Raw genomic sequence first — 24,819 nt, 5'->3', positions numbered from 1 at the left:
CCCCGGGGGTCAGGCGGTCGCGGGCACGCGGAGGGCGGTCAGGACCGGAAGGTGGTCCGTGGCCGCCCTCAGGTCGTCCTCGGCCACCCCGGCCAGCCCCGACGGCACCCCGCAGCCCAGCACCTCGATGCCCTCGGTGACGAAGACCGCGTCGATCCGGCGGTCCGGGGCGGTGGCGGGGAAGGTGTACTCGCCGCCCCAGGGCGCGGCGGTCCAGCAGTCGCGCAGCCCTTCGCCGAGCCGGCGGAAGGTGCGGCCGCCGGGGCGCTCGTTCAGGTCGCCGCCCGCCACGGCGTGCGGCACGCCGAGGCCGGCCAGCCGGTCGAGGAGCATCCCCGCCTGCTCGTGGCGCTCGTCCGGCTGGAGCGACAGGTGGGAGCTGAGTACGCCGATACGGGCGCCGCCGAACCGGACCACGGCGGTGGCGAGGCCCCGGCGGTGCCGGCCGGGGGTGAGCGGCAGCAGCACGTCCTCGGTGCGCTCCACGGTGGCCCGCAGGGAGCAGAGCAGCGCGGGGCCGGCGGCGGTGGCGCCGCCGGAGAGCAGGACCAGGTCGGCGGCGGCGGCGAGCCGGGTGATCTTCTTGCGCCAGCGGAAGAAGCGGGGGGCCTCCTGGAGGAGGACCAGGTCGGGCGCGCATGCCTTGATGACGCGGGCGAGGGCGTCGGTGTCGTCGCGCAGTGAGCGGATGTTGTAGCTCAGGACGCGGATGACCGCGGAACCGTCGGGTTCGGTGCGCGAGTTGGGGAGCGCGGGGAGGGACGTTGCCATGCCGTCAATTTACGGGAACGCATGATCAGGCGCCTCATGGGTCGGGACGCGAGGTCTGTGGGCGACTGCCGGTTCGTTGTGGCTTGTCGCGCCCGCGGGGCGGAGCCCCAAATGGACTCCACCCCGCGCCCCTTGGTTGGGACGGATCCCGTCGGTCGAGAAGCGACCGCTACATGATCGGGTCGGGCTCCCGGGCCAGGTCGGCGGCGCCCACCAGGCCTGCCTTGTTGCCGAGCCGGGCGGCGATCACGTCGGCGACCGGGCGCCAGTTGCCGCCGACCAGCCAGCGCTTGTAGGACTTGCGGATCGGGTCGAGGACCAGGTCGCCCTCGTCCGAGAGGCCGCCGCCGACGATGAAGGCGGACGGGTCGAAGAGCGAGGCCAGGTCGGCGAGACCGGCACCGGCCCAGCGGGCCAGCTCCCGGTAGGAGTCGACGGCGACCGGGCAGCCCTGGCGGGCGGCGACCGAGATGTGCTTGCCCTCGATGCCGTCGGGGGTGCCGTCGCCGAGCGCGAGCAGCACCTCGGCGCGCTCGGGGGTGGCGTTGGCGCGCTGCTTGGCGTACCTCACCAGCGCCCGTCCCGAGGCGTACTGCTCCCAGCAGCCCTGCGAGCCGCAGCCGCACAGCAGGCCGTCGGGCACCATGCGGATGTGGCCGAACTCGGCGGCGACGCCGAAGTGACCGCGGCGCAGCTTGTTGCCGATGATGATGCCGCCGCCGAGGCCGGTGCCGAGGGTGATGCAGATGACGTTGCGGTGGCCCTTGCCGCCGCCGAACTTGTACTCGCCCCAGGCCGCGGCGTTGGCGTCGTTCTCCACCACGACCGGGAGGCCGACGCGGGCCTCGACCTTCTCCTTGAGCGGCTCCTGGCGCCAGTCGATGTTGGGCGCGAAGTAGACCGTGGAGCGCTGGCGGTTGACGTATCCGGCGGCACCGATTCCGACGCCGACGATCTCGTGCCCCACGCGTGCGCCCTCCACCGCGGAGGCGATGGCGTCCACGATGGCCTCGGGTGTGGTGGGGGTCGGCACCTTGTGGGTCGAGAGGATGTTGCCTTCCTCGTCGACCACGCCGGCCGCGATCTTCGTGCCGCCGATGTCGACGCCGATGGTGAGTCCCATGAATCCCTCAGTTCGGTCGAGCCCCGCTAAGGGCAACCGTACCCGAGGCGGGGCTCAGTCCAGGTCGATGCGCTGCCCCGGGCCGGTGCCCCCGTCGTCCTCGTCGCGGCCGTCGGTGCCGCGTTCGTCCAGGTCACGGGGGTCGCTCGGGTCCTTGGGCGCGGTGTCCCCGGTGGTCCAGCGGCGTTCCTGGTTCTGGACGGCGGAGCGGTAGGCGGCGAGCAGTTCGCCACCGGCGGCGGCGAGGTGGTCGAACAGGTCCGGGTTGCGCTCGATGACCGGTTCGACGGCGGCCTTGGCCTGCTGGACGACCTGCCGGACCACCTGCTGGGCGGCGGGTCCGGCGACCTGGCCGAGCAGGGGGGACTGGAGACCGGACAGCTTGTCCGCGACGGTGTCGACGAGCCGGCGCAGCTCCTCGGCGGCCGAGCCGGGCGGCGGCCCGTACGCGGCGCGGCGGCGGGCCTTCTCGGCCTCCAGGTCCTCGGCGCACGCGGTCGCCCAGGCGTCGGCGTCGCTCGCCCGCGGCTCCTGTGCCGCCCCGCGCGTCTCGCCGGTCGCTCGCGTCTCGTCGACCGCGTCGGCCTCGCCGGGGCGGGGGGCCTCGGACGGGGGGAGGTCTTCGCTCATGACGGACTCCTGACTACGGTTCGTCCTTACGACGTTACCCGAACGGGCCCGCGCTCCGGGGCCTCGCGGGTCATCGCCCCCGCGGCCACAGCCCCGGGTCGGGCGCGAACCGGACGGCGAGCGTGCCGTCGCGCAGGGCGGCCCCGTCGACGGTGCAGCGGCGCAGCGCCGACGGCAGTGGGACGGTGCGGCGGAACGGCCCGGCGGCGACGGCCAGTTCGTCGCCGCGGCGGACCAGGTCGAGCTCCTCGCGCACGGCGCCGGGCAGCGGGATGTGCCAGACCAGCACGCCGTCCTCGGCCAGCCGGTCGGTGACGGGCCACTCGACCGGGGAGGCGTCCGGGTTGACGCCCGGCACGGCGAGGGCCGCGAGGTCGTCCGTGCCGCGCGGGTCGTGGCCGAGATGGGCGACGGCGCGGACGTCGTACGCTCCCCGCCACTCCTCCAGGGTCTTGCGCTGCTGGGCGAGGGGGCCGCTGAGCCAGCTGTCCGCCGGGGTGTCCTCGGGCAGCACGCGGCTGGCGACGAGCAGGTCGGTGCGCAGTCCGCGCAGGGCCAGGCCGAGGGTGGTGGTGCGGACGGCGTCGGCTCCGGCCGGTCCGGGCTCGGCGACCAGCCGTACGGCGGTGCTCCGGTCGGCCAGGACGGACTCGGCGGCGGCGAGTTCCAGGTCCCAGCGGGCGGTGGCCTCGTACAACGCCTCGGTCGGCATGGGGACGCCGGCGAGCCGGCCGAGGACCGGGCGCAGGGCGCGGGCTGCCTGCCGCTCGGGCGGGAGCAGGCGGCGCAGGCCGCGGCGCAGTTCCTCGGGCGCGGCGAGCAGGGCGAGGGCGCGCGGGGCGGGCGGCAGGTCGACGACGAGGAGGTCGTGCGCCTCGGCGAGGGCGGCCTCGCGCAGGGCCCGCAGCAGGGCGAGGTCGTCGGCCCCGGGCAGCGGGGTGAGCTCCTCGGGGTCCAGGCGGGAGGCGCCGAGGAGGTCGAGCGCGGAGGCGGCGCGGTCCTGGAGGGCGGCGAGGGCGTCCCGGAAGCCCTGGGCGGCGTCGGGGCGCCAGGCGGTGAGGCCGGGTTCGACGGGGGTCGGGGCCGGGCCGGTGCGCACGCCGAGCGCGGCACCGAGGGTGTCCTCGCGGTCGGTGCCGAGGAGCAGGGTGCGGGTGCCCTGCCGGGCTGCGGTGAGCGCGGTGGCGGCGGCGACGGTGGTACGGCCGGCGCCGCCGGGGCCCGTGATCAGGAGGGTGCGCATGGGGGTGAACGGTACCTGGGGGCTCCGCCGGTTGGACCGCTGAGCGGCACCGGGGTGGGCGTGGGTCCGCGGGCCGGCGGCCGGGTGCCGCCGCGGCGGCGTAGGCGAATGCCCGCGGCTGCGCTACTTCCCCGACTCGACCCGCTTCTTCAGGCCTGCCAGGGCCCGGTCGATGATGACCTTCTCCGCCTTGCGCTTGATCATGCCGAGCATCGGGATCTTGACGTCCACCGTGAGCCGGTAGGTGACCTCCGTGCCGGTGCCCGCCGGGCGGAGCAGGTAGGAGCCGTCGAGGGAGCGCAGCATCTGGGACTTCACCAGCGTCCAGGACACCTCGTGCTCACCGGTCCAGGTGTACCCCAGCGTCTGGTCGTCCTTGATCGCCCCGGCGTCCATGACGAGCCGGACCTGCTCGGCACGCCCCTGCTCGTCGGTCGCGAGGACCTGCGCCTCCTTCACCTCGCCGGTCCAGTCCGGGTAGCGGGCGAAGTCGGCGATCACCGCCATGACGTCGGCCGGTGCCGCCTCGATGGTGATGCTCGAGCTGGTGTGTTCCGCCATCGCCGTGGCTCCTCCGGATGCGGGCCGCTACTGAGGTCGTCGTGCGCCCGTCGCGCGCACGTGTGTGCCGCGTGAAGGCTATCGCGCACGGGGAGGCCGCATGCCACCACCCACCTGCGCGGCCGAACCGCACCCGGTCACCACTCCAGCGCCCACGGCCGCCCGCTCGACGCGAAGTGGCCGACGTTCACGCATTCGGTGGCCCCGACGCGCATCCGCCGGGCCAGCGGCTGGTGCACGTGCCCGAACAGGGCGTAGCGGGGGCGGGTGCGGCGGATCGCGTCCAGCAGCGCGAGGCTGCCCCGCTCGAAGCGCCGGGCCACCGTGTCGTAGACCAGTTCCGGCACGTCCGGCGGGATGTGGGTGCACAGCACGTCCACCTCGCCGACGGCCTCGATCTTCGCGGCGTACTCCTCGTCGCTGATCTCGTACGGCGTGTTCATCGGGGTTCGCAGCCCGCCGCCGACGAAGCCGAAGACGCGGCCGCCGATCTCCACCCGCTCCCCGTCGAGCACGGTGGTGCCGGGCCCGGCGTACTCGGGCCACAGCGGGGGCACGTCGACGTTGCCGTAGGTGGCGTACGTCGGGGTGGGGAAGGCGGCGAACAGCTCGGCGTACTGCTTGCGCACCGCCCGCTCGATCAGCTCCCGCGGCTCCCCGCCGGCCTCCGCCCACAGCCGCCTGCCGAACTCCCGCGCCTCCTCGAAGCGGCGGGCGGTGCGCAGCGCGACGATGCGGTCGGCGTTCGCGACGCCGAACAGGTCGGGGAAGATGCCGCGCGAGTGGTCGGCGTAGTCGAGGAAGAGGACCAGGTCCCCGAGGCAGATCAGGGCGTCGGCGCCGTCGCCGGCCCGGGCCAGGTCGCGGACGTTGCCGTGGACGTCGCTGACCACGTGGACGCGCGTGCTCGTGTTACGGGGCGGTGTGGGTGCCATGGCGATCAAGCGTAAGCAGCGCGCGCGTGATGTGAACAGTGGCGGTCGGACCTGCGGTTACTGGCTGGTCCGTTGATCCGTCGACTACTGTGCGCAAAGCAAACCCCATCCGTGTGACGCAGCGAACATCTCGCGGGGACCCCCTGTCGGAGAACGCATACCGGCGGGTAACGTCCGGGCAGTCCAGTCGTGCTCTGGATTTCAACATGTGAATCCCGCATGAGTCCTCCGGAGCCACAGCCCGAGCCTTGGACCGCACCGTCGCATCACACAACGTCGTGGCGCCGGCGCCCTATGAGGAGCAGCAGTCTTGCGCGAGTTCAGCCTTCCGGCCTTGTACGAGGTCCCCGCGGACGGAAACCTGACCGACATCGTCCGCAGAAACGCCGCGCAGCATCCCGACGTCGCCGTCATCGCCCGCAAGGTGGGAGACGTCTGGCAGGACGTCACCGCGCGCGCCTTCCTCGCCGAGGTGCACTCCGCCGCCAAGGGACTCATCGCCTCCGGTGTCCAGCCGGGCGACCGGGTCGGTCTGATGTCCCGCACCCGCTACGAGTGGACGCTGCTGGACTTCGCGATCTGGAGCGCGGGCGCGATCACCGTGCCGGTGTACGAGACCAGCTCGCCGGAGCAGGTGCAGTGGATCCTGAGCGACTCGGGCGCCACGGCGTGCGTGGTGGAGTCGGCCGGGCACACCGCTACCGTCGAGTCGGTGCGCGAGCAGCTGCCCGCCCTCAAGAACGTCTGGCAGATCGACGCCGGCGCCGTGGAGGAGCTGGGGCGTCTGGGCCAGGACGTCACGGACCGCACCGTCGAGGAGCGCGGCTCGATCGCGAAGGCCGACGACCCCGCGACCATCGTCTACACCTCGGGCACCACGGGCCGCCCCAAGGGCTGCGTGCTCACCCACCGCAGCTTCTTCGCGGAGTGCGGCAACGTGGTGGAACGGCTGCGCCCGCTCTTCCGCACCGGTGAGTGCTCGGTCCTCCTCTTCCTGCCGCTCGCCCACGTCTTCGGCCGCCTGGTCCAGGTCGCGCCGATGATCGCGCCGATCAAGCTGGGCAACGTCCCCGACATCAAGAACCTCACCGACGAGCTGGCCGCCTTCCGGCCCACGCTGATCCTCGGCGTGCCGCGGGTCTTCGAGAAGGTGTACAACTCGGCGCGCGCCAAGGCCCAGGCGGACGGCAAGGGCAAGATCTTCGACAAGGCCGCCGACACCGCGATCGCGTACAGCAAGGCCCTGGACGCCCCGTCGGGCCCGTCCGTCGGCCTGAAGATCAAGCACAAGGTCTTCGACAAGCTCGTCTACAGCAAGCTCCGCACGGTCCTCGGCGGGCGCGGCGAGTACGCCATCTCCGGCGGCGCCCCGCTCGGCGAGCGACTCGGTCACTTCTTCCGCGGCATCGGCTTCACGGTCCTGGAGGGCTACGGCCTGACCGAGTCCTGCGCGGCCACCGCCTTCAACCCCTGGGACCGGCAGAAGATCGGCACGGTGGGCCAGCCGCTGCCCGGCTCGGTGGTGCGCATCGCGGACGACGGCGAGGTGCTGCTGCACGGCGAGCACCTGTTCAAGGAGTACTGGAACAACCCGGGCGCGACCGCGGAGGCGCTGGCCGACGGCTGGTTCCACACCGGCGACATCGGCACCCTGGACGAGGACGGCTACCTGCGGATCACCGGCCGCAAGAAGGAGATCATCGTCACCGCCGGCGGCAAGAACGTCGCCCCGGCCGTCATGGAGGACCGCATCCGCGCGCACGCGCTGGTCGCGGAGTGCATGGTGGTCGGCGACGGGCGGCCCTTCGTGGGCGCGCTGGTCACCATCGACGAGGAGTTCCTCGGACGCTGGTGCACGGAGCACGGGAAGCCCGCAGGCTCGACGGCGGTGTCGCTGCGGGAAGATCCGGAACTGCTCGCGGCGATCCAGGACGCGATCGACGACGGGAACGCGGCGGTGTCCAAGGCGGAGTCGGTGCGCAAGTTCCGGGTGCTGGGGGCGCAGTTCACCGAGGACTCGGGGCACTTGACGCCGTCGCTGAAGCTGAAGCGGAACGTTGTCGCCAAGGACTACGCGGACGAGATCGAGGCGATTTACGCCAAGTAGGGCCGCCTTCCGGGGTGCCGGGTTCGGTTCGTCGGCGGCTTCACCCTCGTCGTGGTTGCCCGCGCCCGCACGGCGGAGCCGCACATGTCACAGCCCCGCGCCCCTGGGGGCGTTGTCCTACAGCAGCGTTTTCAGCTGCTCCGCCAGCAGGTCCCAGCGCCACTTCTCCTCGACCCACGCCCTGCCCCGCTCCCCCATCCGGTGGCGCAGTTCCGGGTCGGCGAGGAGGGTGGTGACGCGGTCGGCGGACTCGTTCGGGTCCTCGCCCCGGACCACCCAGCCCGTCTCGCCGTCGAGTACGGCGTCGGGTGCGCCGCCCGAGTCGCCGGCGACGACGGGCAGGCCGGTCGCCGAGGCCTCCAGGTAGACGATGCCGAGGCCCTCCACGTCGAGACCGCCCCGGCGGGTGCGGCAGGGCATGGCGAAGACGTCGCCGGCGCCGTAGTGCGCGGGCAGTTCGGACCAGGGCACGGCGCCGGTGAAGTGGACGGCGGCGGCGACGCCGGTCTCCTCGGCGAGGCGGCGCAGGTCCTTCTCGTAGGGGCCGCCGCCGACGATCAGCAGGACGGCGTCCGGCTCGGCGGCGAGGATGCGCGGCATCGCGCGGATCAGGGTGTCCTGGCCCTTGCGCGGGACCAGTCGGGAGACGCAGACCACGACGGGGCGCTCGGTGAGGCCGAGGCGGGCGCGCACCTCGTCGCCGCCGCTGGCCGGGTGGAAGGTCTTCTCGTCGACGCCGGGCGGCAGTTGCACCATCCGGGCGGCGGCCTCCGGGGTGAGCGCGGCCGCGATCCGGGAGCGCGTGTACTCGCCGAGGTAGGTGATCGTGTCCGTCGACTCCCCGATCCGGCGCAGCAGTTGCCGGGCGGCGGGCAGCTGGGCCCAGCCCGCCTCGTGGCCGTGGGTGGTGGCGACCAGGCGCTCGGCGCCCGCCCTGCGCAGGGCCGGGGCCATCAGGCCGAGGGGCGCGGCCGCCCCGAACCACACCGCGGTGCAGCCGTGCTCGCGCAGCAGCCCCACCGCCCGCCGGGTGGCGCCCGGCGTCGGCAGCAGCATCGTCGTGCGGTCCCGTACGACGGTGAAGGGCTGCTCGGCGTCGAAGGCGGCGGTGGCCTCGGTGCCCTCGCGGCCGCGCTTCCAGGTGGAGGCGTAGACGACCAGCCGCTCCGGGTCCAGGCGCAGCGCCATGTTGTGCAGGAAGGCCTGGATGCCGCCCGGGCGGGGCGGGAAGTCGTTGGTCACGATCAAGGTCTTGCGCACGCCGCCGACCCTACCGAACCGGCCGCCGGGGGCCTGGCCCGGCCGCCTCCTGTGGCACGCCCACAGGGGTCCGGGTCATCATGGCCGCACCGGGAGGGGCAAGCGGGTACGAGGCGGGGACGGGCAGGTGCGGGCGGGCACGGACGGGCAGGGAGCACGTGGAGACGAGGGACGCGGGGCGGTCACCGGTGTGGCTGCTGACGGTCTGGGGCGCCACCCGGCTGGTGCTGCTGCTGTTCGTGCTGAAGGTGCTGGTCTTCCCCGGTCCGGACGTCACCGGCGACGTGTCCGTCATCTACCGGGACTGGGCCGACGTGCTGCGCACCGGAACGTTTCCGCTGGACGACGTCACCTGGCAGTATCCGCCGGCGGCGGCCTTCGCGGTCCTCTCCCCCGGCCTGCTGCCCTTCCTGGAGTACGCGACGGCCTTCTTCGTCCTCGCGTGTGTCACGGACGCCGCCGTCCTGGCCCTGCTGTGGCAGGCCGGCCGGGGGACGGGGCGGTCGCCGCGCGGGGCGTGGGTGTGGGTGGCGGGCGTACCGCTGCTCGGTCCCACGGTGTACGCCCGCTACGACGTGATGGTCACGGCCGTCGCGGTGGCCGCGCTGCTCGCCGCCGGGCGGCATCCGCGCGTGGCGGGGGCCCTGGCGGCGGTCGGGGCGCTGCTGAAGGTGTGGCCGGCGCTGGTGCTCGTCGGGATGCGGGGGCGCGGGCCGTGGGTCGCCGCCGCGGTGAGCGGGGCCGGGCTGGCCGCGCTGTTCGCCGTGTCGATGCCCGGGGCGTTCGCGTTCCTGACGTTCCAGCGCGAGCGGGGCGTCGAGGTGGAGTCGCTGGGCTCGCTGGTCTTCCACGTCGCCCGGCACTTCGGCTGGGAGGGCGGGGTGCTGCTGAACTACGGCTCGATGGAGTTCCTGGGCCCGCACGTGGACACCGTGGGCACGGTCTCGCTGGCCCTGAGCGCGGTGGCGTTCGGCTGGCTGCTGCTGTGGCGGGTGCGGGCCTCGCGGTCGGCGTCCCACCGGTTCGCGGCGCACACGGCGGCGGACGCGGCCTTCGTGGCGGTGCTGATGTTCACGGTGACCAGCCGGGTGATCAGCCCCCAGTACCTGGTGTGGCTGGTGGGCCTCGGTGCGGTCTGCCGGTGCTTCCGGGCGAGCCGGATGCGGGTGCCGGTCGCCCTGGTGCTGGCGGCGACCCCGCTGACGGCACTGGAGTTCCCGCTGCTGTTCGCGGACGTGGTGGCGAGCACCCCCTTCGGCATCACGCTCCTGTCCGTCCGCAACGGCCTGCTGGTGGCCGCCACCCTCCTCGCCGCCCGCGCGCTGTGGCGGGGCACGGTGCGCCGCGGGACCCCGGCCCCGGCCGAACGGCCCGCCCCCCTCACCCGAGCCGCACCCGCGGACACACCCACCGGCGCGCCCTGAGGCCCGCCGGCCGAGAGCCCGCGCGGCTCGTCCGATCATCCGAGCCGGGTCCGCAGGTACGCCCGCCAGCGTGCCGTGAAGTTGTCCGGTGTCGTTCCGAGCACCTCGTGCAGCGCGGCCTCCACCGCGCCGGCGCGGTCGTCGTGGGTGCCCACGGAGCGGTAGAACGCGTCCAGCCGGTCCTCGTCCCACTGCTCGGCGATCATCCGGCAGGCCAGCCAGCCGCCCTCGTAGGCGCGGGCCAGTGCGTCCGCGTCGGCGGTGAAGCCGAAGTCCTCGTCGGTCGGCAGCCGGGCGGGCACCCGGCCCTCGGCGACCGCGTCGGCCAGTTCGGGGGCGGCCTGGGCGGCGGTGCGGCCGCTGCCGCGGTAGCCGACCCAGTCGGCGTAGCCCTCGGAGAGCCACAGCGGGGTGGCGGAGGTGGTGTCGGCGCGGGTGGCGACGTGGGTCGTCTCGTGGGTGAGCACGACCTGCTTGCCCAGGCTGCCCAGCAGTCCGTACGCGTCGGGGTTGACGATGATCCGGTCCGCGGGGGCGTGTTCCCGGCCGCCCGTCTCCCCGGTGGTGACCGCGGCGATGCCCCGGTAGGACGAGGCGGGCGAGCCGAGCAGGCCCGCCATGCCCTCCAGTGACCGGGGGACGACCACGACCACCCGGCGGGACCAGTCGCCGTCCCAGGCGTCCGAGACGGCCGGCACCGCGCGGTCGGCCAGGTCGGCGAAGCGGCGCAGGGTGGTGGTGGACTGCCCGACGCCGAGGACGAGGCTGTGCGTGCCGCGCACGACCTCGACCGCGCCCTGGTCCCAGGGCTGCTGGCCGGACTCCTTGGCGGGGCGGTCGGAGTCGACGGTCCAGGTCCCGGCCGTGCCGTCCCGGCTCAGCCGCACGGTGCGGCCCGCGGAGACGGGACCCCGGTCGTAGCCCTGGACGCGGTAGCGCAGCTCGACGTCGGCGGTGGCGGTGTCGCCGCTGCGCTCCACGCCCCGTACCCGGTAGGACCAGGCGGCGAGCGGGATCGCGCTCAGGTTGCCGAAGCCGGTGCCGGTGCCGGTGCGCGCGTAGGCGGCCGCGTCGTGGGCGAGGACGGCCGCCGCCCGCCGGTCGAGCACCCGCTGGACGTCGGCCGGGGACGGGTCGGTCGCGGTCCGGCCCCCGCAGCCCACGAGCGCGACCAGCAGCAGGCACAGCGCCACCACCGAGAACCCCGACACCCGCCTTCGACCAGCCACCTTCCCGATCGTACGGGCGCCTGGCCGCGGAAGGCACCGGGCGATGCGGACGTGGGGTACGCGGTGCACGCGGCGGGCCGGAGGGGCCGTGGGGTCACACCCTGGTGATCGAGGAGATCGGCATCATGCCGACCGGGTCGTAGCGCACCGGCGCGCCGGGGTAGGGCGCGTGGATCACCTGGCCGTTGCCGGCGTACATGCCGATGTGGCTGGCGTCGTCGCGGTAGGCGACCAGGTCGCCGGGGCGCGCCTCGGCCAGGGACACGTGCCGCCCGGCGCCGGACTGAGCCTGGGAGGTGCGCGGGATGCCCACTCCGGCCTGCGCGTAGGCCCACTGGGTCAGGCCCGAGCAGTCGAAGCCGGAGGGGCCGTTGGCGCCCCAGACGTAGGGCTTGCCGAGGGCGGAGCGGGCGGCGGCGAAGGCGGCTCCGGCCCGGCCGGAGGCGGGCGCGGCGGCACCGGCGAGGGCGGTCAGGTCCTCGCGGCCGGAGCGGGAGCCCCGCTGGTAGGCGGTGCGTTCGTCGTCCGGCAGGGCGGCGAGCAGCGCGCGGGCCCTGGCCAGCTTGCGCTCGACGGTCTTCTTGTGGGCGGCCACGGCCTTGCGGCCCCGCTCCAGCTCGGTGAGTTTGCGGGCCGCCTCGGCACGGTCCTGGGCGAGGTCGCGCATCGCCTGCTGGAGTTCCCTCAGCTCACCCGCCTGGCGGGTGGTGATCCGGTCGAGCACGGAGGCCCGGTCGAGGTAGTCGTCCGGTTCGGCGGAGAGCAGCAGCGCCAGCGACGGGTCGATGCCGCCGGAGCGGTACTGCGCGCCGGCCAGCGAACCGAGCGCGTCCCGCATGGTGTTGACGCGTTCCTGCTGCCGGGCGATGGACTCCTGCGCGGTGGTGACCTCCTCGCGCAGCGCGTCGGTGCGCGCGTCGGCCTTGTTGTAGGCCTCGGTCGCCTGCTCCGCCTCGGTGTGGAGCCGGTCCACCTCCGCCCGCCGGTCGTCGTGCGGGGCGGCCGTGGCCGGTACGGCGCCCAGCAGTGCGGCGGCCACGGAGAGCAGGCCGACGGCGGCGGTGGAGCCACGGTCGAACCCGGATGGTGCAAGGCGGCGATGGGACCCCACGGGAAGCCGCACTCCTTCCGCTGGCGGACGGGGAAACGCGGCAGACAGTAACCCCCCGGCGGGGCACCGGCCAACGACCGCCGGCGCCGCGCAACACGACGCCCCGCCGCTGACGCAGGTCACCGGCGGGGCGGGGGTCACAGGGCCCGGACGCGATTCGCCCGAACGGGCGGCACGGCGGGGACGACTTCGGGTGGTGCTGGTCGTCCGGGTCGGCCCCGGACGCGGAGCACGGTCAGACCCGTACGCCGAACATGAACGGACCGCCGATGGTGCTCATCGACTCGTAGCGGACGTTCGTGCCGGTGCGCGGCGCGTGCAGGACCTGGCCGTTGCCGGCGTAGAGGCCGACGTGGTGCAGGTCGCTGAAGAAGAAGACGAGGTCGCCGACCTGAAGCTGGCTCGACGACGAGATGCGCGTGCCGTAGTTGGCCTGCGCCTGGGAGGTGCGCGGGATGCCGACGCCGGCCTGCGCGTAGGCCCAGGAGGTCAGGCCCGAGCAGTCGAAGGAGGACGGGCCGGTGGCGCCGTAGACGTAGGGCGTGCCTATCTTGCCCTGGGCGGCGGCGAAGGCGGCCCCCGCGCGGCCCGAGGCCGGGGTGGACTTGCCGCCGGTGAGGACCTGGCGCTCGCTGGCGCGGTTGGAGCGCTGCTCCTCCTGCTGGAGGGCGGCCTTCTCCTGCGCGGTGAGCGTGTTGAGCAGCTTCTGCGCGGAGGAGAGCTTGCCCTGGACTTCCTTCTTCTTCTTGCCCAGCTCGGTGCGGGTGGCGGAGAGGTCCTTGAGCTTCTCGGAGGCCTCGGAGCGCTGCTGCGCGAGGTCGCGCTGCTTGACCTGGATCTTCTTCAGCGCCTCGACCTGCTGGCCGCTCAGCTGGTCGAGGGTGGAGGCCTTGTCCAGGTAGTTGTCCGGGTCGGCGGACAGGAAGAGCTGGAGGGAGGGGTCGATGCCGCCGGAGCGGTACTGGGCGCTGGCCATCGAACCGAGGCCGTCGCGCAGCTCGTTGAGCTCCTCCTGGCCGCGGGCGACGTTGTCCTGGATGGTGGAGATCTCCTTCTGGAGCTTCTCCTGCTTCTCCTTGGCGCCGTTGTACTTCTCGGTGGCCTGCTCGGCCTCCTCGTAGAGCTTGTCGACCTTGGCCTTGACCTCGTCCTTGCTCGGCTTCTCGCTCGGGGCGGCGTTGGCGGCCTGGGAGCTGAGAACGACAGCGGCGGCGGCAGCGGTGGTGAGCACGGTCACGCGCGTGCGGCTCGGCTGCTTGGGACGACGGTGGGACGCCACGGAGACGAGCTCCTTCTTGAGAGGGATCACCCGTTCGAGGGTTCGAAGGGTGACCCTAGTGACCCACTCGTGATCAGTTCAAATCCTCCGCCGAAAAATCACGGTTACGCACCGCGTTTTCCGCCACAACTCACCTGCAGTGACGCCTGCCTGACACTACGTTGCGTGACGGTTCCGTCAATTCGGGCATAGGGAGCCTACGTTGCGGTTGGTACGGAAGTGAATGAGGGGCTAGGAAAGCCGCTTGAGGAGCACCACGGACGCCACCGGGCGTGCGCCCGCGCGCGCCACCCCGTCGGCGACCTCGCGGTCGGTGGAGACGACGATGACCGGTCGGCCCGGCGGCTCGGCCCGCACCAGCTGGCGGATCAGCTCGTCGGCGGTGACACCCGGCTTGGAGAACAGCACCCGCACCCCGCGCGGCGGCGCCAGCAGCACCGGCGCGACGAGTTCGGCCCCGTCGAAGACACAGGTCATCTCGGCGCCGGTCTGCGCGGCGAGCTGGGAGAGCTGGCCGAGCAGCCGCAGCCGCTGCTTCTCCAGGGGCATCTGCGGATAGCCGGTCTTGGTGACGTTGTAGCCGTCGACGACCAGATGCGCCTGGGGCAGCGCCAGCAACTGGTCGAGGATCGCCGGGTCGTTCTCGGACAGGGCCCGGTTGGCGATGTCCTTCGGCGTCATCCGGCCGGGCTCGACCGCGTCCACGGTCTCGGCGGGCCGCACGGACACCGGGGGCAGCGCCAGCTCGCGGCGCAGCCCCTGGGTGGCGTCGAGGAGGGTGTCGAGCAGCAGCCGTACGCGCATGTCCTCGACGCTGCGCCCCTCGCGGGCGGCCCTGCGGGTGGCCTCCAGACCCGCCTCGGCCTCCCCCAGGCGGGCCTTGAGCCGCCGGGTCTCGCTCTCGGCCGCGGACATCTGGGTCTGCCCCTCGGCCCGTACGGCGTCCAGCTCGGCCTGGACCTTGCGCAGCGCCGCCTCGCCGCGCTTGACGTCGCTGAGGGCGGAGCGCAGCTTGCGGTGCAGCGACTCGGTCTCCCGCTTCGCCGCGTCCAGCTCGCCGCGCAGCCGCTCGGTCTCGGCCCTGGTGTGCTCCCGGGCCCGGGACAGCTCCTCGTGCAGCCGCTCCAGCTCCGCGCGGCTCTCCTCGTCGGCGCGCTCGGCGTCCGCGCGCTGCGCCTCCTCACCGGCGGCGGTGACCAGCTTCACCCAGCCGTGCGGGCGCAGCACGTAGGCCGCGGCGGCCACGTCCAGCGGGTCGGCGGCCGGCAGCGCGGACCCGGCGTCCAGCGCGTCCGCCAGCTCGGGCTGGGCGTCGCGGAACTTCTCGCCGATGCGCTGGCGGAAGAGCGGGTCGGTCTCCACCGCGGCGGCCATGGCGTTGCCGGCGAACTTGACCCGGCGGTTCGGGGCGAACCTGGCGTACTGCCTCAGCTGTGCGGGCAGCTCGCCGAGGGTGAGCGAGCCGAAGCCGTCGGACACGATCTGCACGACCCGGCGGCGCACGCCGTCGGGCAGCGGGCGGTCGAGCACCTCAGCGGCGCCGTCGCCCGGCCCCCCGCCGTGTGTCTCCACCATCCGTCACCCCAATGTCTCAGGGCGATCCCGGACCGGAATCGCCTGGTGCGGGGCCGCTCCGCTCAGGAGGCGGCACCCGGCCTGTCCACGAGTTCCACCTGGTCCACGGCGTTGCACCAGCGGCACCGCACCGACTCGACGGTCTCGCTGAGCACCTCGCGCTCCTCGACCGTCGGCTCACCGGCCAGGTCGAGGTGGACGTACTCGACGACCTTCGAGGCCCGGGTCACGTCGAAGCGGGTGAGGTTGCCGCAGAGGGTGCAGCGCCACCGCGTCGTGTCGGTCGGCAGGGGAACCGTCATCGTGGCTGTTCGCTCTCTTCCAGTGTCGGTGACGCGCCGGGCTCCCCCGGTGCGTGTGGCACGTAACCCTACGGCCTGGCGGGTACCCGACGCCCGCGTGTCCACGGCGGCGAGGCGCTATGAGCCCTCGCGCCCGTTACGTCATGCTCTGTGTCCATGATCCGCAACTGGAGCACGGCGGTCCGCAGAACGGTCACGGCGGTCGGCGGGCTCGTCCCGGCCCGCCCGTCCCGGCGCCGGACGGCGCCCGTGACGTACACGCTGATCACGCTGTGCTGTCTGCTGTTCCTGATCAGCCCGGCGGCGGGCCTGAATCCGGTGTACGGCACCGGGGAGGAGGTGCTGGCGGCACAGCGCGCCTATTTCCGGCGCTGGGGCGTGATCCCCGCAGAACTGTTCGAGGACTCCCCCGGGTCGGCGCTCACCCCGGCCACGGCGCTGTTCGTCCACGGCAGCTGGGTGCACCTGCTGGGCAACATGCTCTTCCTCTACGTCTTCGGCGCCATGACCGAGGAGCGGATGGGTCGGCTCCAGTTCGCCCTGTTCTACCTCGGCTGCGGCTACCTGGCCCTGGTGGGCTACGCGGGCGCCAACGCCCACTCCCAGGAGTCCCTGGTCGGCGCCTCGGGGGCGATCTCCGCGGTCCTCGGCGCGTTCCTGTTCCTCTTCCCGCGGGCCCGCGTGACCAGCCTGCTGCCCTTCCTCTTCTTCCTGCCGCTGCGCTTCCCGGCCTGGGTCGTGCTGCCGTTCTGGGTTTCCCTTCAGTGGCTGGCCGCCGGGCGGGCCGGTGACGGACCGGGGGTGGCGTACCTGGCGCACCTGGTGGGCTTCGGCCTGGGCTTCGCCTTCGCCTGGGTGCGGTTCGGACGTGCGACTAGAGTTGGTGGCGTTCCAGTGGCGGCGCCCGAGGGAGAGAACCAGCCGTGATCAGCGCGATCGTCCTCATCAAGACCAGCGTGGACCGCATTCCCGAGATCGCGGAGCAGATCGCCGCGCTGGAGAGCGTCAGCGAGGTCTTCTCCGTCACCGGCACCTACGACCTGATCGCCATGGTGCGGGTGAGCCGGCACGAGGACCTGGCCGACGTCATCCCCGGCCGGATCAGCAAGATCCCGGGCGTGGAGGGCACCGACACGCACGTGGCCTTCCGCACCTACTCCCAGCACGACCTGGAAGCGGCGTTCGCCATCGGCCTCGACAACTGAGACGCGGGCGAGTGGGTCACGCCCCTGAAGGGGCGCGGGGAACTGCGCGACCAGCCACGACGGCGCGGCAGACAACCGACGAGCCCGGGCACCGGATGAAGAGTTCTTCACGCGGTACTCATCCGGCCCGCCGAAATCCTCGCGCAGAATCCACCGCATGGTCTTCTCCCGCCGGATGGCGGCCCTCGCGGCCGTAGTCCTGATCCCGCTCGGCATCGCCGCGACCAGCTTCGCCCTGACCGACAGCCCGCAGGAGCCCAAGGTCCCGGCCAAAGTGGAGCTGGAGAGCGGCTCCCCCACCCCGGCGCCGGCCTCCTCCTCGCCCGAGCCGACGCCCAGCGACCAGGTGGTGACGCGGCCGCCGGTCACCGACGGCCCTTCGGATGACGACGATGACGACGACCGGGGCGGCCGGGACGCCGGGGAACCCGCGGACGACGCGGCCGGGGACGACGGACCCGGCGACGGGTGAGCGCGAGCGCCGCCGGGTCTCGGCCCGGGTCCGCATCCTGCTGTGGCTGCTGCTCGTGATGGCGGTCGCGCTGGCCTCGGTGGCGGCGACCACCCGCTCGATCCTGCTGCGCGACACCGACCAGCGGATCAACGGCCTGCTCGCGCAGGAGGCCGGCGAGTTCGCCAACTTCGAGGAGCAGGGCTTCGACCCGGAGACGGGCCGCCCGTTCACCGACCCGGGGCGGCTGCTGCGGGTCTTCCTGGAACGGCAGTACGCCGACCTGGACGAGGAACTGGTCGGCCTGGTCGGCGAGGTGGGCAGCCGGCCCACGCAGATCATCCAGCAGCGGGAGATCCCGGTCGGCCGGCCCCTGCACGAGGACGCCGACGCCCGGCGCCGCATCTACGCCTCCCCCGACTCCACCGGCACCCTGGAGCGGCCGGAGGGCGAGATCCGCTGGGCCAAGGTCACCGTGGCCCGCTACGGCGGCGAACCGGCGGCCGCCTTCGTGGTCGCCTTCCACCCGGGGCGCGAACAGGCGCGCGCGGACGAGGTGTTCCGCGTCCTGCTCGCCATCTCCGGCGTCGCCCTGCTGATGACGACCGGCATCGCCTGGGTGGTGGCGGGCCGCATCCTGAAGCCGGTGCGGCTGGTGCGCACGACCGCCGCCCAGCTCACCGAGCAGGACCTGACCCGGCGCATCCCGGTGCACGGCCACGACGACGTGGCGGCCCTGGCCGAGACGTTCAACGCCATGCTGGACCGGTTGGAGCGCGCCTTCGCCACCCAGCGCAGGTTCGTCGACGACGCGGGGCACGAGCTGCGCACCCCGATCACCATCGTGCGCGGCCACCTGGAGCTGATGGGCGACGATCCGGCCGAGCGCGAGGAGACCGTCCGCCTGGTCACCGACGAACTGGACCGGATGAGCCGCATCGTCGAGGACCTGCTGCTGCTCGCCAAGGCCGAACGCCCCGACTTCGTCGCCCCCGAGCCGGTGCAGCTCGCCGAACTCACCGCCGACGTCTTCGTCAAGGCGCGCACCCTGGGCGAGCGGGAGTGGGTGCTGGACCAGGTCGCCGACCGGGAGGCCCACCTCGACCCCCAGCGCATCACCCAGGCGATGGTGCAGCTCGCGCAGAACGCCGTGCAGCACACCACGGCGGGCCAGCGGGTCCGCATAGGCTCCCGCGCCGACGGTTCGCGGATCGAGCTGTACGTCGCCGACTCCGGCCCCGGCGTCCAGCCGCAGGACGCCGAGGTGATCTTCGAGCGGTTCCGGCGCGGCACGGCCCGGCGCGGGGTGCGCGGCACGGGCGCCGGGCTCGGGCTGTCGATCGTGCGGGCGATCGCCGAGGGCCACGGCGGCCGGGTCGACCTGCGCGCCACCGCCGGCGGTGGCGCCACCTTCGTACTCACTCTGGAAGAGGCACGACCATGAACCGCATCCTCATCGTCGAGGACGAGGAACGCATCGCCTCCTTCGTCCAGAAGGGCCTGCGCGCCAACGGCTTCACCACCACCGCGGTCGCCGACGGCGACGCCGCCTACGAGTACGCCCTCACCGGCGGTTTCGACCTCGTCGTCCTGGACATCGGGCTGCCCGGCCGGGACGGCTTCACGGTCCTGCGCGAGCTGCGCGAGGCCCGGGTGACGACCCCGGTGATCGTGCTGACCGCACGGGACTCGGTACGGGACACGGTGGCCGGCCTGGAGGGCGGCGCCGACGACTGGATGACCAAGCCGTTCCGCTTCGAGGAGCTGCTGGCCCGGGTGCGGCTGCGCCTGCGTACGGCGGCCAGGGCGCCGGAGGTGACGGTGCTGAGGTCGGGGCCGCTCAGCCTCGACCTGCGTACCCGCCGGGCCCGGTCCGAGGGCCGCACGGTGGACCTGACGGCCCGTGAGTTCGTGCTCCTTGAGCTGTTCCTGCGCCACCCGGGGCAGGTGCTGTCCCGCGAGCAGATCCTGTCGCACGTGTGGGGCTACGACTTCGACCCGGGCTCCAACATCGTGGACGTCTACGTGCGGGCCCTGCGCAAGAAGCTCGGCGCGCGGCAGGTGGAGACCGTGCGCGGGATGGGGTACCGGCTGCCGACCTGGTGAGGCCCGCGTCCTGGGCGGCCCGGTGAAGTTTCCTTCATGTGACCCTCATTGAGGGCTCACCGCGCCCCTGGACGCTCGAGGCGTGACGTTGAACCTCCGCCTCGCGGCGGCCCTGTGCGCGGCGCTGTCCCTGTGCGCGCTGCTGGCCGTCCCCGGCAACTTCCCCGCCCTGGGCGGCGACGCGCGCCTGACCCTCGCCGTGTTCGCGCTGGCCACCTGTGCCTGGATCGGCACGCCGATCGACGACACGTACATCGCGCTGGGCGCCGGTCTCGCGCTGACCGCGACCGGTGTGATCAGCAGCGACACCCTGTTCGGCACCCTCGGTGAGGACACGGTGTGGCTGCTGATCTGCGCCTTCGTGCTGGCCGCCGCGGTCGCCAGGACCGGGCTCGCGGGGCGGGCGGCGGCGTTCCTGGTGGGCGGGGCGCGCACGGTGCGGCAGCTGGTGCACCTGACGACGGCCGCGCTGGTCGTCACGGCCTTCGCGGTGCCGGCCACCTCCGGCCGGGCGGCGCTGGCGCTGCCGGTGTTCCTCGCCCTCGCCAAGGCGCTCGCAGACCGGAAACGACTGGTCGTGATGCTGGCGCTGCTGTTCCCGACCGTGATCCTGCTGTCGGCGGTGGCGACCCTGATCGGTGCCGGTGCGCATCTGATCACGGTGTCGGTGCTGTGGGAGGCGACCGGGGACCGGATCGGGTTCACCCAGTGGCTGCTGCTCGGCCTGCCGCTGGCGGTCGCCTCCTCCCACCTCGCCGCCGAGACGGTCCTGCTGACGACCACGCGCCGCGCGGACCGCGCGGGGCCCGTCCGCATCACCGCCGAGGAGATACAGCGGCACGGCGAGAGCCCGGTCACCGGCCCCTGGACGCAGGCCGAGAAGCGCTGCGCGCTGCTGCTGGCCACGGTGGTGGCCCTGTGGTGCAGCGAGCCCGTGCACCGGGTCTCCCCCGCCGTGGTGGCGCTGATCGGCGCGGTCGTCGCCTCCTCCCCCGCGCTGGGCACCGTACGGCTCAAGGACGCGCTGAGGACCGTGCCGTGGTCGCTGCTGCTGTTCATGGCGGCGACGATGGCGATGGGCGTCGCGCTGGCCGACTCCGGTGCGGCGGGGTGGCTGGTGTCGGGCCTGCCCGCGGACGTCGCCCCGGCCGCCTTCCTCGGCGTGGTGGTCGCGGTGAGCACGGCGGCCCACCTGGTCCTGCAGTCCCGTTCCGCCCGCTCCTCGGTGCTGGTCCCGCTGGTGATCGCCGCGGCCGTCGGCGCCGGGGTCAACCCGGTCGCCGCCGCGCTCGCCTCGACGGCGGCGGCCGGGTTCTGCCACACCCTCCCGGCCTCCGCCAAGCCGGTCACGCTCTTCTCCGAGGTGCCCGGCGTCCCCACCTACACCCCGCGCGACCTGCTGCGGCTGTCCGCCGTACTGGCGCCGCTGACCGCCCTGCTCGTGCTGTTCTTCGCCGCCGCGGTCTGGCCGCTGCTCGGCGTGCCCGTGACCCGCTGAAGGAGCCCACCATGTCTCGTCCGTCCCCCGTGCTGAACCGTGTGGTCGTGGCCCCCAGCGGATTCAAGGAATCCCTGTCCGCCCGTGCCGCCGCCGACGCCATCGCGGCGGGCGTCCGCCGGGTGCTGCCGGACGCCGAGATCGACCGGATCCCGCTCGTGGACGGCGGCGAGGGCACCGCCGTCGCGCTGGCGTCGGCGACCGGCGGGCGGCTGGTGGCGCTGGCCGCCACCGGTCCGGTCGGCGATCCCGTGGGCACCCACTTCGCGCTGCTCGGCACCGGGGACACGGCGGTGGTGGAGATGGCGGCCGTCGCGGGCCTGTCCCTGGTCCCCCGCGCCCTGCGCGACCCCGGCGCCACCACCACGTACGGCGTCGGCGAGCTGATCCGCGCCGCCCTCGGCACCGGGGTGCGGCGGGTGCTGGTCGGCTGCGGCGACTCGGGGACGTCCGACGGAGGCGCGGGCGCGCTCCAGGCGCTCGGGGCCCGGCTGCTGGACGCGGACGGCTTCGAACTCGGCCCCGGCGGACGGGAGCTGAACCGCCTCGTCCGCATCGACCCGTCCGGTCTCGACGCCCGGCTGAAGGACACCGAGCTGCTCGTCGCCTGCAACCCGTACAACGTGCTGTGCGGCGAGCGGGGCGTGGCCCGGGTGTTCGGCCCGCAGAAGGGGGCGACGCCCGCGCAGGTCGAGGAGTTGTCGGCCGGGCTGGAGAACTGGGCGCGCGTACTCACCCGCGACCTCGGTGTCGTCGGCACCGACCTGCGCACGGGGCCAGGCACCGGCGCGTCCGGCGGCCTCGGCGCGGGACTCGCCGCCGTCGGGGCCCGGCTGCTGCCCCGCTTCGACGTGCTCCTGGGCCACCTCGACCTGGACGCCCGCCTCGCCCGGGCCGACCTGGTGCTCACCGCCGAGGGCGCCCTGGACCACCAGACGCCGCGCGGCAAGGTGCCGGCCGAGGTGGCCCGCCGCGCCAAGCTCTCCGGCCGGCCCGTCCTCGCCCTGGCGGGCACGCTCGGCGAGGGCGCGCACGACGTGCCCGGGGTGGACGCCTGCCACGGGATCATGCCGGCGCCGATGGCCCTGGCGGACGCGTTGCTGCGCGCCTCCGAGCTCCTCACGGACGCCACGGAACGGGCGCTGCGGATGGTGGTGCTGGGGTCGCGGCTGCCGGGCCGGACCGCTCAGGCGCCGCTACCCGCCGCGGGGGCGGGGGCGCCGGAGGTGGTGTCGGGCACGCAGCGCCCGTCCTCGGTGCGGTAGTTCCAGCGGGCGCCGTCGCTCACCAGCTCCCGGACGGCGTTCACGAACCGCTCCACGTGCTCGTCCGGGGTGCCCGCACCGAAGCTGACGCGGATGGCGTTGAGGGACTTCTCGCCGGGCGCCGCCTCGGGCGCCCCGCACTCGCCCTGCGTCTGCGGGTCGCTGCCGAGCAGGGTGCGCAGCAGCGGATGGGCGCAGAACAGGCCGTCGCGCACGCCGATGCCGTACTCGGCGGAGAGCGCGGCGGCGAAGTGCGAGCTGTTCCAGCCCTCGACGACGAAGGAGAGCACTCCGACGCGCGGCGCGTCGTCCCCGAAGAGGGACAGGACACGCACCTCGGGCACCTCGGCGAGGCCCTCGCGCACCTTCCGGATCAGGTACTCCTCGCGGGCGACCAGCGAGTCGAACCCGGCCTCGGTGAGCGCCTTGCAGGCGGAGGCGATCGCGTAGGCCCCGATGACGTTGGGCGATCCGGCCTCGTGCCGGGCCGCGCTGTCGTGCCACCGCACGTCCACGCCGCCGTCCGCGCGCCGGGAGACGCTGCGGCTGGCGCCGCCGCCGGCCAGGTACGGCTCCGCCTCGCGCAGCCAGTCGGCGCGGCCGGCCAGCACGCCGGAGCCGAAGGGCGCGTACAGCTTGTGCCCGGAGAAGGCGACCCAGTCCACGTCCAGGTCGCGCACGCTCACCGGGTGGTGCGGGGCGAGCTGGGCGGCGTCCAGCACGATCCGGGCGCCGTGCGCGTGGGCGGCGGCGGCCAGCTCCCGCACCGGCCACAGCTCGCCGGTGACGTTGGAGGCGCCGGTGACGCAGACCAGGGCGGGCCCGTACGGCTCGCGGGCGGCGAGGGCGCGCTCCAGGGTCTCGACGGCCTCGGCGGGCGTGCGCGGGGCGTCGAGGTAGGTCACGTCCGCGTTCCGCCAGGGCAGCAGCGAGGCGTGGTGCTCGGTCTCGAAGACGAAGACCCGGCAGCCGGCGGGCAGCGCGGCGGCGAGCAGGTTCAGGGAGTCGGTGGTGGACCGGGTGAAGACGACCTGGTCGTCCTCCCGGCAGCCGAGGAACTCGGCGACCGTCCCGCGGGCGTTCTCGAACAGGTCGGTCGACAGCTGCGAGAGGTACCCGGCGCCCCGGTGCACGCTGCCGTAGTACGGGGCGTAGGCGGCCACGTCGTCCCAGACCCGCTGGAGCGCGGGCGCGCTGGCGGCGTAGTCGAGCGCGGCGTAGGCGACCTCGCCGCCGGTGACGAGCGGCACGGTGACGTCCCGGCCGAGGACGGGCAGCGGGGTGGCGACAGCGGTGGGTACGGACATGGCGGACTCCCGTGAGGACCAGCGCGCGGCGGGGCGCTGTGAAAGAGGAAAAAGGAGGGTGCGGAGGCGGGGCTCTGCGGCCCTATCGCATTCGCTGGTTCACGGGAGACTCCCTCGGACGACCCAGGACCCCTGGTTTCGCGAGGGGTCCGCGCTTGCCGTGGACCTTGCTGTCCACGACCTGGTCTTCACCCGGGGCACCCCGCCACGGACGGAGGGTTGCCGGACAGTCGGCCGGGGCCTCATGACTGTCACTCATGACCTGTCGAAAAACCTATGGGAAATGATCGGCGTCCCGCAACCCGGGTCCGGATCGCGGGACGCACGTCACATGTACCGCCGTAGCGCGGTGCCGCCGTGCCGCCGCTCAGGCGTTGCTGACGGCCACCCAACGCTCCAGCACCCGCCGGGCCGCCCCGGAGTCGATCGCCTCGGCCGCCCGGTCCATCCCGGCCCGCAGCCGCTCGGCCAGCGCCCCCTCGCCGGGCTCCAGGGCCTCCAGGGCCGCCGCCGAGTTCAGCAGGACCGCGTCCCGCACCGGACCCTTCTCGCCGGCCAGCAGGCGGCGGGCGACGTCGGCGTTGTAGGAGGCGTCGGCCCCGCGCAGCGCCTCGACCGGCACCAGCTCGATGCCGACGTCCCGCGGGTCGAAGGTCTCCTCGGTCACCCGGCCGTCGCGCACGACCCAGACCCGGGAGGTGGCGGTCGTGGTCAGCTCGTCGAGACCGTCGTCGCCCCGGAAGACCAGCGACGAGTGGCCCCGCTCGGCGAAGACCCCGGCGACGATCGGTGCCATCCGGGCGTGCGCGACCCCGACCGCCTGGGCCTTCACCCGGGCGGGGTTGGTCAGCGGACCCAGGAAGTTGAACACCGTACGGATGCCGAGCTGGCCGCGGGCCGTCGCCACGTGGCGCAGCGCCGGGTGGAACTTCACGGCGAAGCAGAAGGTGATGCCGGCTTCCTCGGCGACCTCCGCCACCCGCTGCGGCGTCAGCTCCAGGTTGACCCCGAGCTTCTCCAGGACGTCGGAGGCCCCGGACGCCGAGGAGGCGGCCCGGTTGCCGTGCTTGACGACCTTCGCACCCGCGCCGGCCAGGACGATCGCCGACATGGTGGAGATGTTGACCGTCTTGGCGCCGTCGCCGCCGGTGCCGACGATGTCGACGGTCTTCCCCGGCACCTCGATCACGTTGGCGTGTTCGTACATGGTGCGGACCAGTCCGGAGATCTCCTCGACCGTCTCCCCCTTGAACCGCAGGCCCACCGCGAACCCGGCGATCTGCACGTCGGTCGCCTCGCCGCGCATGATCACGTCCAGCGCCCAGGCGGTGTCGTCCGCGCTCAGGTCGCGGCCGTCCAGCAGTCCGTTCAGCAGGGCGGGCCAGGAGCGGTCCGCCGTGGTGTCGCCTCCAGCGGGGGTCACAGCGCTCATAGCCG

Annotated in this window: 23 protein-coding genes and 1 riboswitch; of the genes, 9 read left to right on the top strand and 14 right to left on the bottom strand. The window is 73.8% G+C overall.

The features are described from left to right. Positions 1-9: 9 nt before the first annotated feature. The 6 genes from Sru02f_RS08320 to Sru02f_RS08295 form a co-directional block, all read right to left on the bottom strand. The gene (locus Sru02f_RS08320; protein ID WP_109031796.1) at positions 10-771 is read right to left on the bottom strand and encodes an endonuclease/exonuclease/phosphatase family protein; all 762 of its coding nucleotides are present in this window, start codon (positions 769-771) and stop codon (positions 10-12) included. A 169-nt stretch (positions 772-940) separates the two neighbouring features. Continuing rightward, the gene (locus tag Sru02f_RS08315) at positions 941-1,894 is read right to left on the bottom strand and encodes an ROK family glucokinase (RefSeq protein ID WP_019327958.1); all 954 of its coding nucleotides are present in this window, start codon (positions 1,892-1,894) and stop codon (positions 941-943) included. A 54-nt stretch (positions 1,895-1,948) separates the two neighbouring features. Next, the gene (locus Sru02f_RS08310) at positions 1,949-2,524 is read right to left on the bottom strand and encodes a carbon catabolit repression protein (RefSeq protein WP_109031795.1); all 576 of its coding nucleotides are present in this window, start codon (positions 2,522-2,524) and stop codon (positions 1,949-1,951) included. 70 nt (positions 2,525-2,594) lie between these two features. Continuing rightward, positions 2,595-3,767 (bottom strand): ArsA family ATPase, encoded by a 1,173-nt coding sequence (locus Sru02f_RS08305; protein ID WP_109031794.1) that lies wholly within the window; start codon positions 3,765-3,767, stop codon positions 2,595-2,597. A 123-nt stretch (positions 3,768-3,890) separates the two neighbouring features. After that, positions 3,891-4,328, bottom strand: coding sequence for an SRPBCC family protein (locus tag Sru02f_RS08300; RefSeq protein ID WP_109031793.1), 438 nt, complete (start codon positions 4,326-4,328; stop codon positions 3,891-3,893). Between the two features lie 137 nt (positions 4,329-4,465). Beyond that, a complete protein-coding gene (locus tag Sru02f_RS08295) occupies positions 4,466-5,221 on the bottom strand; it encodes a metallophosphoesterase family protein (protein WP_174855084.1) in 756 nt (251 codons plus the stop codon). A 352-nt stretch (positions 5,222-5,573) separates the two neighbouring features. Between Sru02f_RS08295 and Sru02f_RS08290 the strand changes: the two genes are divergently transcribed. After that, entirely contained in the window at positions 5,574-7,370 is a 1,797-nt protein-coding gene (locus Sru02f_RS08290; RefSeq protein ID WP_109031791.1) for an AMP-dependent synthetase/ligase, read from the top strand. Between the two features lie 117 nt (positions 7,371-7,487). Here the strand turns inward: Sru02f_RS08290 and Sru02f_RS08285 are convergent, their stop codons facing one another. Beyond that, positions 7,488-8,630 carry a glycosyltransferase family 4 protein gene (locus Sru02f_RS08285; RefSeq protein ID WP_109031790.1) on the bottom strand — a complete coding sequence of 381 codons (1,143 nt, stop codon included), beginning with the start codon at positions 8,628-8,630 and terminating at the stop codon, positions 7,488-7,490. 158 nt (positions 8,631-8,788) lie between these two features. Here Sru02f_RS08285 and Sru02f_RS08280 point away from each other — a divergent pair, with 158 nt between their 5' ends. Beyond that, positions 8,789-10,054: a glycosyltransferase family 87 protein gene (locus Sru02f_RS08280; RefSeq protein WP_109031789.1), complete on the top strand. Its 1,266-nt coding sequence runs from the start codon at positions 8,789-8,791 to the stop codon at positions 10,052-10,054. 35 nt (positions 10,055-10,089) lie between these two features. On the opposite strand, the gene Sru02f_RS08275 is transcribed toward Sru02f_RS08280, so the two are convergent. From Sru02f_RS08275 to Sru02f_RS08255, 5 genes are all read right to left on the bottom strand, one after another. Further along, on the bottom strand, positions 10,090-11,283 hold the full coding sequence (locus Sru02f_RS08275) for a hypothetical protein (RefSeq protein WP_167469515.1): 1,194 nt from the start codon (positions 11,281-11,283) through the stop codon (positions 10,090-10,092). A gap of 94 nt (positions 11,284-11,377) precedes the next feature. Next, positions 11,378-12,394 (bottom strand): C40 family peptidase, encoded by a 1,017-nt coding sequence (locus Sru02f_RS08270; protein WP_109031788.1) that lies wholly within the window; start codon positions 12,392-12,394, stop codon positions 11,378-11,380. A 235-nt stretch (positions 12,395-12,629) separates the two neighbouring features. Then, positions 12,630-13,673 carry a C40 family peptidase gene (locus tag Sru02f_RS08265; RefSeq protein WP_109032097.1) on the bottom strand — a complete coding sequence of 348 codons (1,044 nt, stop codon included), beginning with the start codon at positions 13,671-13,673 and terminating at the stop codon, positions 12,630-12,632. Positions 13,674-13,904: 231 nt separating this feature from the next. Further along, positions 13,905-15,248, bottom strand: coding sequence for an NYN domain-containing protein (locus Sru02f_RS08260; RefSeq protein WP_109031787.1), 1,344 nt, complete (start codon positions 15,246-15,248; stop codon positions 13,905-13,907). Between the two features lie 62 nt (positions 15,249-15,310). Next, entirely contained in the window at positions 15,311-15,550 is a 240-nt protein-coding gene (locus Sru02f_RS08255; RefSeq protein WP_003976677.1) for a hypothetical protein, read from the bottom strand. Between the two features lie 156 nt (positions 15,551-15,706). Between Sru02f_RS08255 and Sru02f_RS08250 the strand changes: the two genes are divergently transcribed. The 7 genes from Sru02f_RS08250 (at position 15,707) to Sru02f_RS08220 (ending at position 22,075) form a co-directional block, all read left to right on the top strand. Next, the gene (locus tag Sru02f_RS08250; protein WP_109031786.1) at positions 15,707-16,477 is read left to right on the top strand and encodes a rhomboid family intramembrane serine protease; all 771 of its coding nucleotides are present in this window, start codon (positions 15,707-15,709) and stop codon (positions 16,475-16,477) included. Beyond that, a complete protein-coding gene (locus tag Sru02f_RS08245) occupies positions 16,474-16,755 on the top strand; it encodes an Lrp/AsnC family transcriptional regulator (RefSeq protein WP_003976675.1) in 282 nt (93 codons plus the stop codon). The genes Sru02f_RS08250 and Sru02f_RS08245 overlap by 4 nt, the downstream gene beginning before the upstream one ends. Positions 16,756-16,912: 157 nt before the next feature. After that, positions 16,913-17,227, top strand: coding sequence for a small secreted hydrophilic protein (locus Sru02f_RS08240; RefSeq protein WP_109031785.1), 315 nt, complete (start codon positions 16,913-16,915; stop codon positions 17,225-17,227). A gap of 58 nt (positions 17,228-17,285) precedes the next feature. Continuing rightward, entirely contained in the window at positions 17,286-18,650 is a 1,365-nt protein-coding gene (locus tag Sru02f_RS08235; protein WP_109032096.1) for a sensor histidine kinase, read from the top strand. Then, on the top strand, positions 18,647-19,312 hold the full coding sequence (locus tag Sru02f_RS08230; protein ID WP_003976672.1) for a response regulator transcription factor: 666 nt from the start codon (positions 18,647-18,649) through the stop codon (positions 19,310-19,312). The genes Sru02f_RS08235 and Sru02f_RS08230 overlap by 4 nt, the downstream gene beginning before the upstream one ends. A gap of 82 nt (positions 19,313-19,394) precedes the next feature. Next, a complete protein-coding gene (locus Sru02f_RS08225; protein WP_167469514.1) occupies positions 19,395-20,810 on the top strand; it encodes an SLC13 family permease in 1,416 nt (471 codons plus the stop codon). Between the two features lie 29 nt (positions 20,811-20,839). After that, positions 20,840-22,075, top strand: a complete 1,236-nt coding sequence (locus Sru02f_RS08220; RefSeq protein WP_167469535.1) for a glycerate kinase — start codon at positions 20,840-20,842, stop codon at positions 22,073-22,075. Here the strand turns inward: Sru02f_RS08220 and Sru02f_RS08215 are convergent. Together Sru02f_RS08215 and trpD are read right to left on the bottom strand one after the other, a co-directional pair. Beyond that, complete coding sequence (locus tag Sru02f_RS08215; protein WP_109031783.1) at positions 21,997-23,382, bottom strand: aminotransferase class V-fold PLP-dependent enzyme; 1,386 nt, start codon at positions 23,380-23,382, stop codon at positions 21,997-21,999. The two genes, Sru02f_RS08220 and Sru02f_RS08215, sit on opposite strands and share 79 nt — an antisense overlap. 146 nt (positions 23,383-23,528) lie before the next feature. After that, positions 23,529-23,645: riboswitch (SAM riboswitch) on the bottom strand. A gap of 104 nt (positions 23,646-23,749) precedes the next feature. Beyond that, positions 23,750-24,814 (bottom strand): anthranilate phosphoribosyltransferase, encoded by a 1,065-nt coding sequence (gene trpD, locus Sru02f_RS08210; protein ID WP_109031782.1) that lies wholly within the window; start codon positions 24,812-24,814, stop codon positions 23,750-23,752. Between the last annotated feature and the right edge of the window lie 5 nt (positions 24,815-24,819).

The organism is Streptomyces rubrogriseus, from assembly GCF_027947575.1.
Taxonomy (GTDB): domain Bacteria; phylum Actinomycetota; class Actinomycetes; order Streptomycetales; family Streptomycetaceae; genus Streptomyces; species Streptomyces rubrogriseus.
Note: the sequence above shows the minus strand (reverse complement) of the source record. Positions and strands in the feature narration are given on the sequence as shown.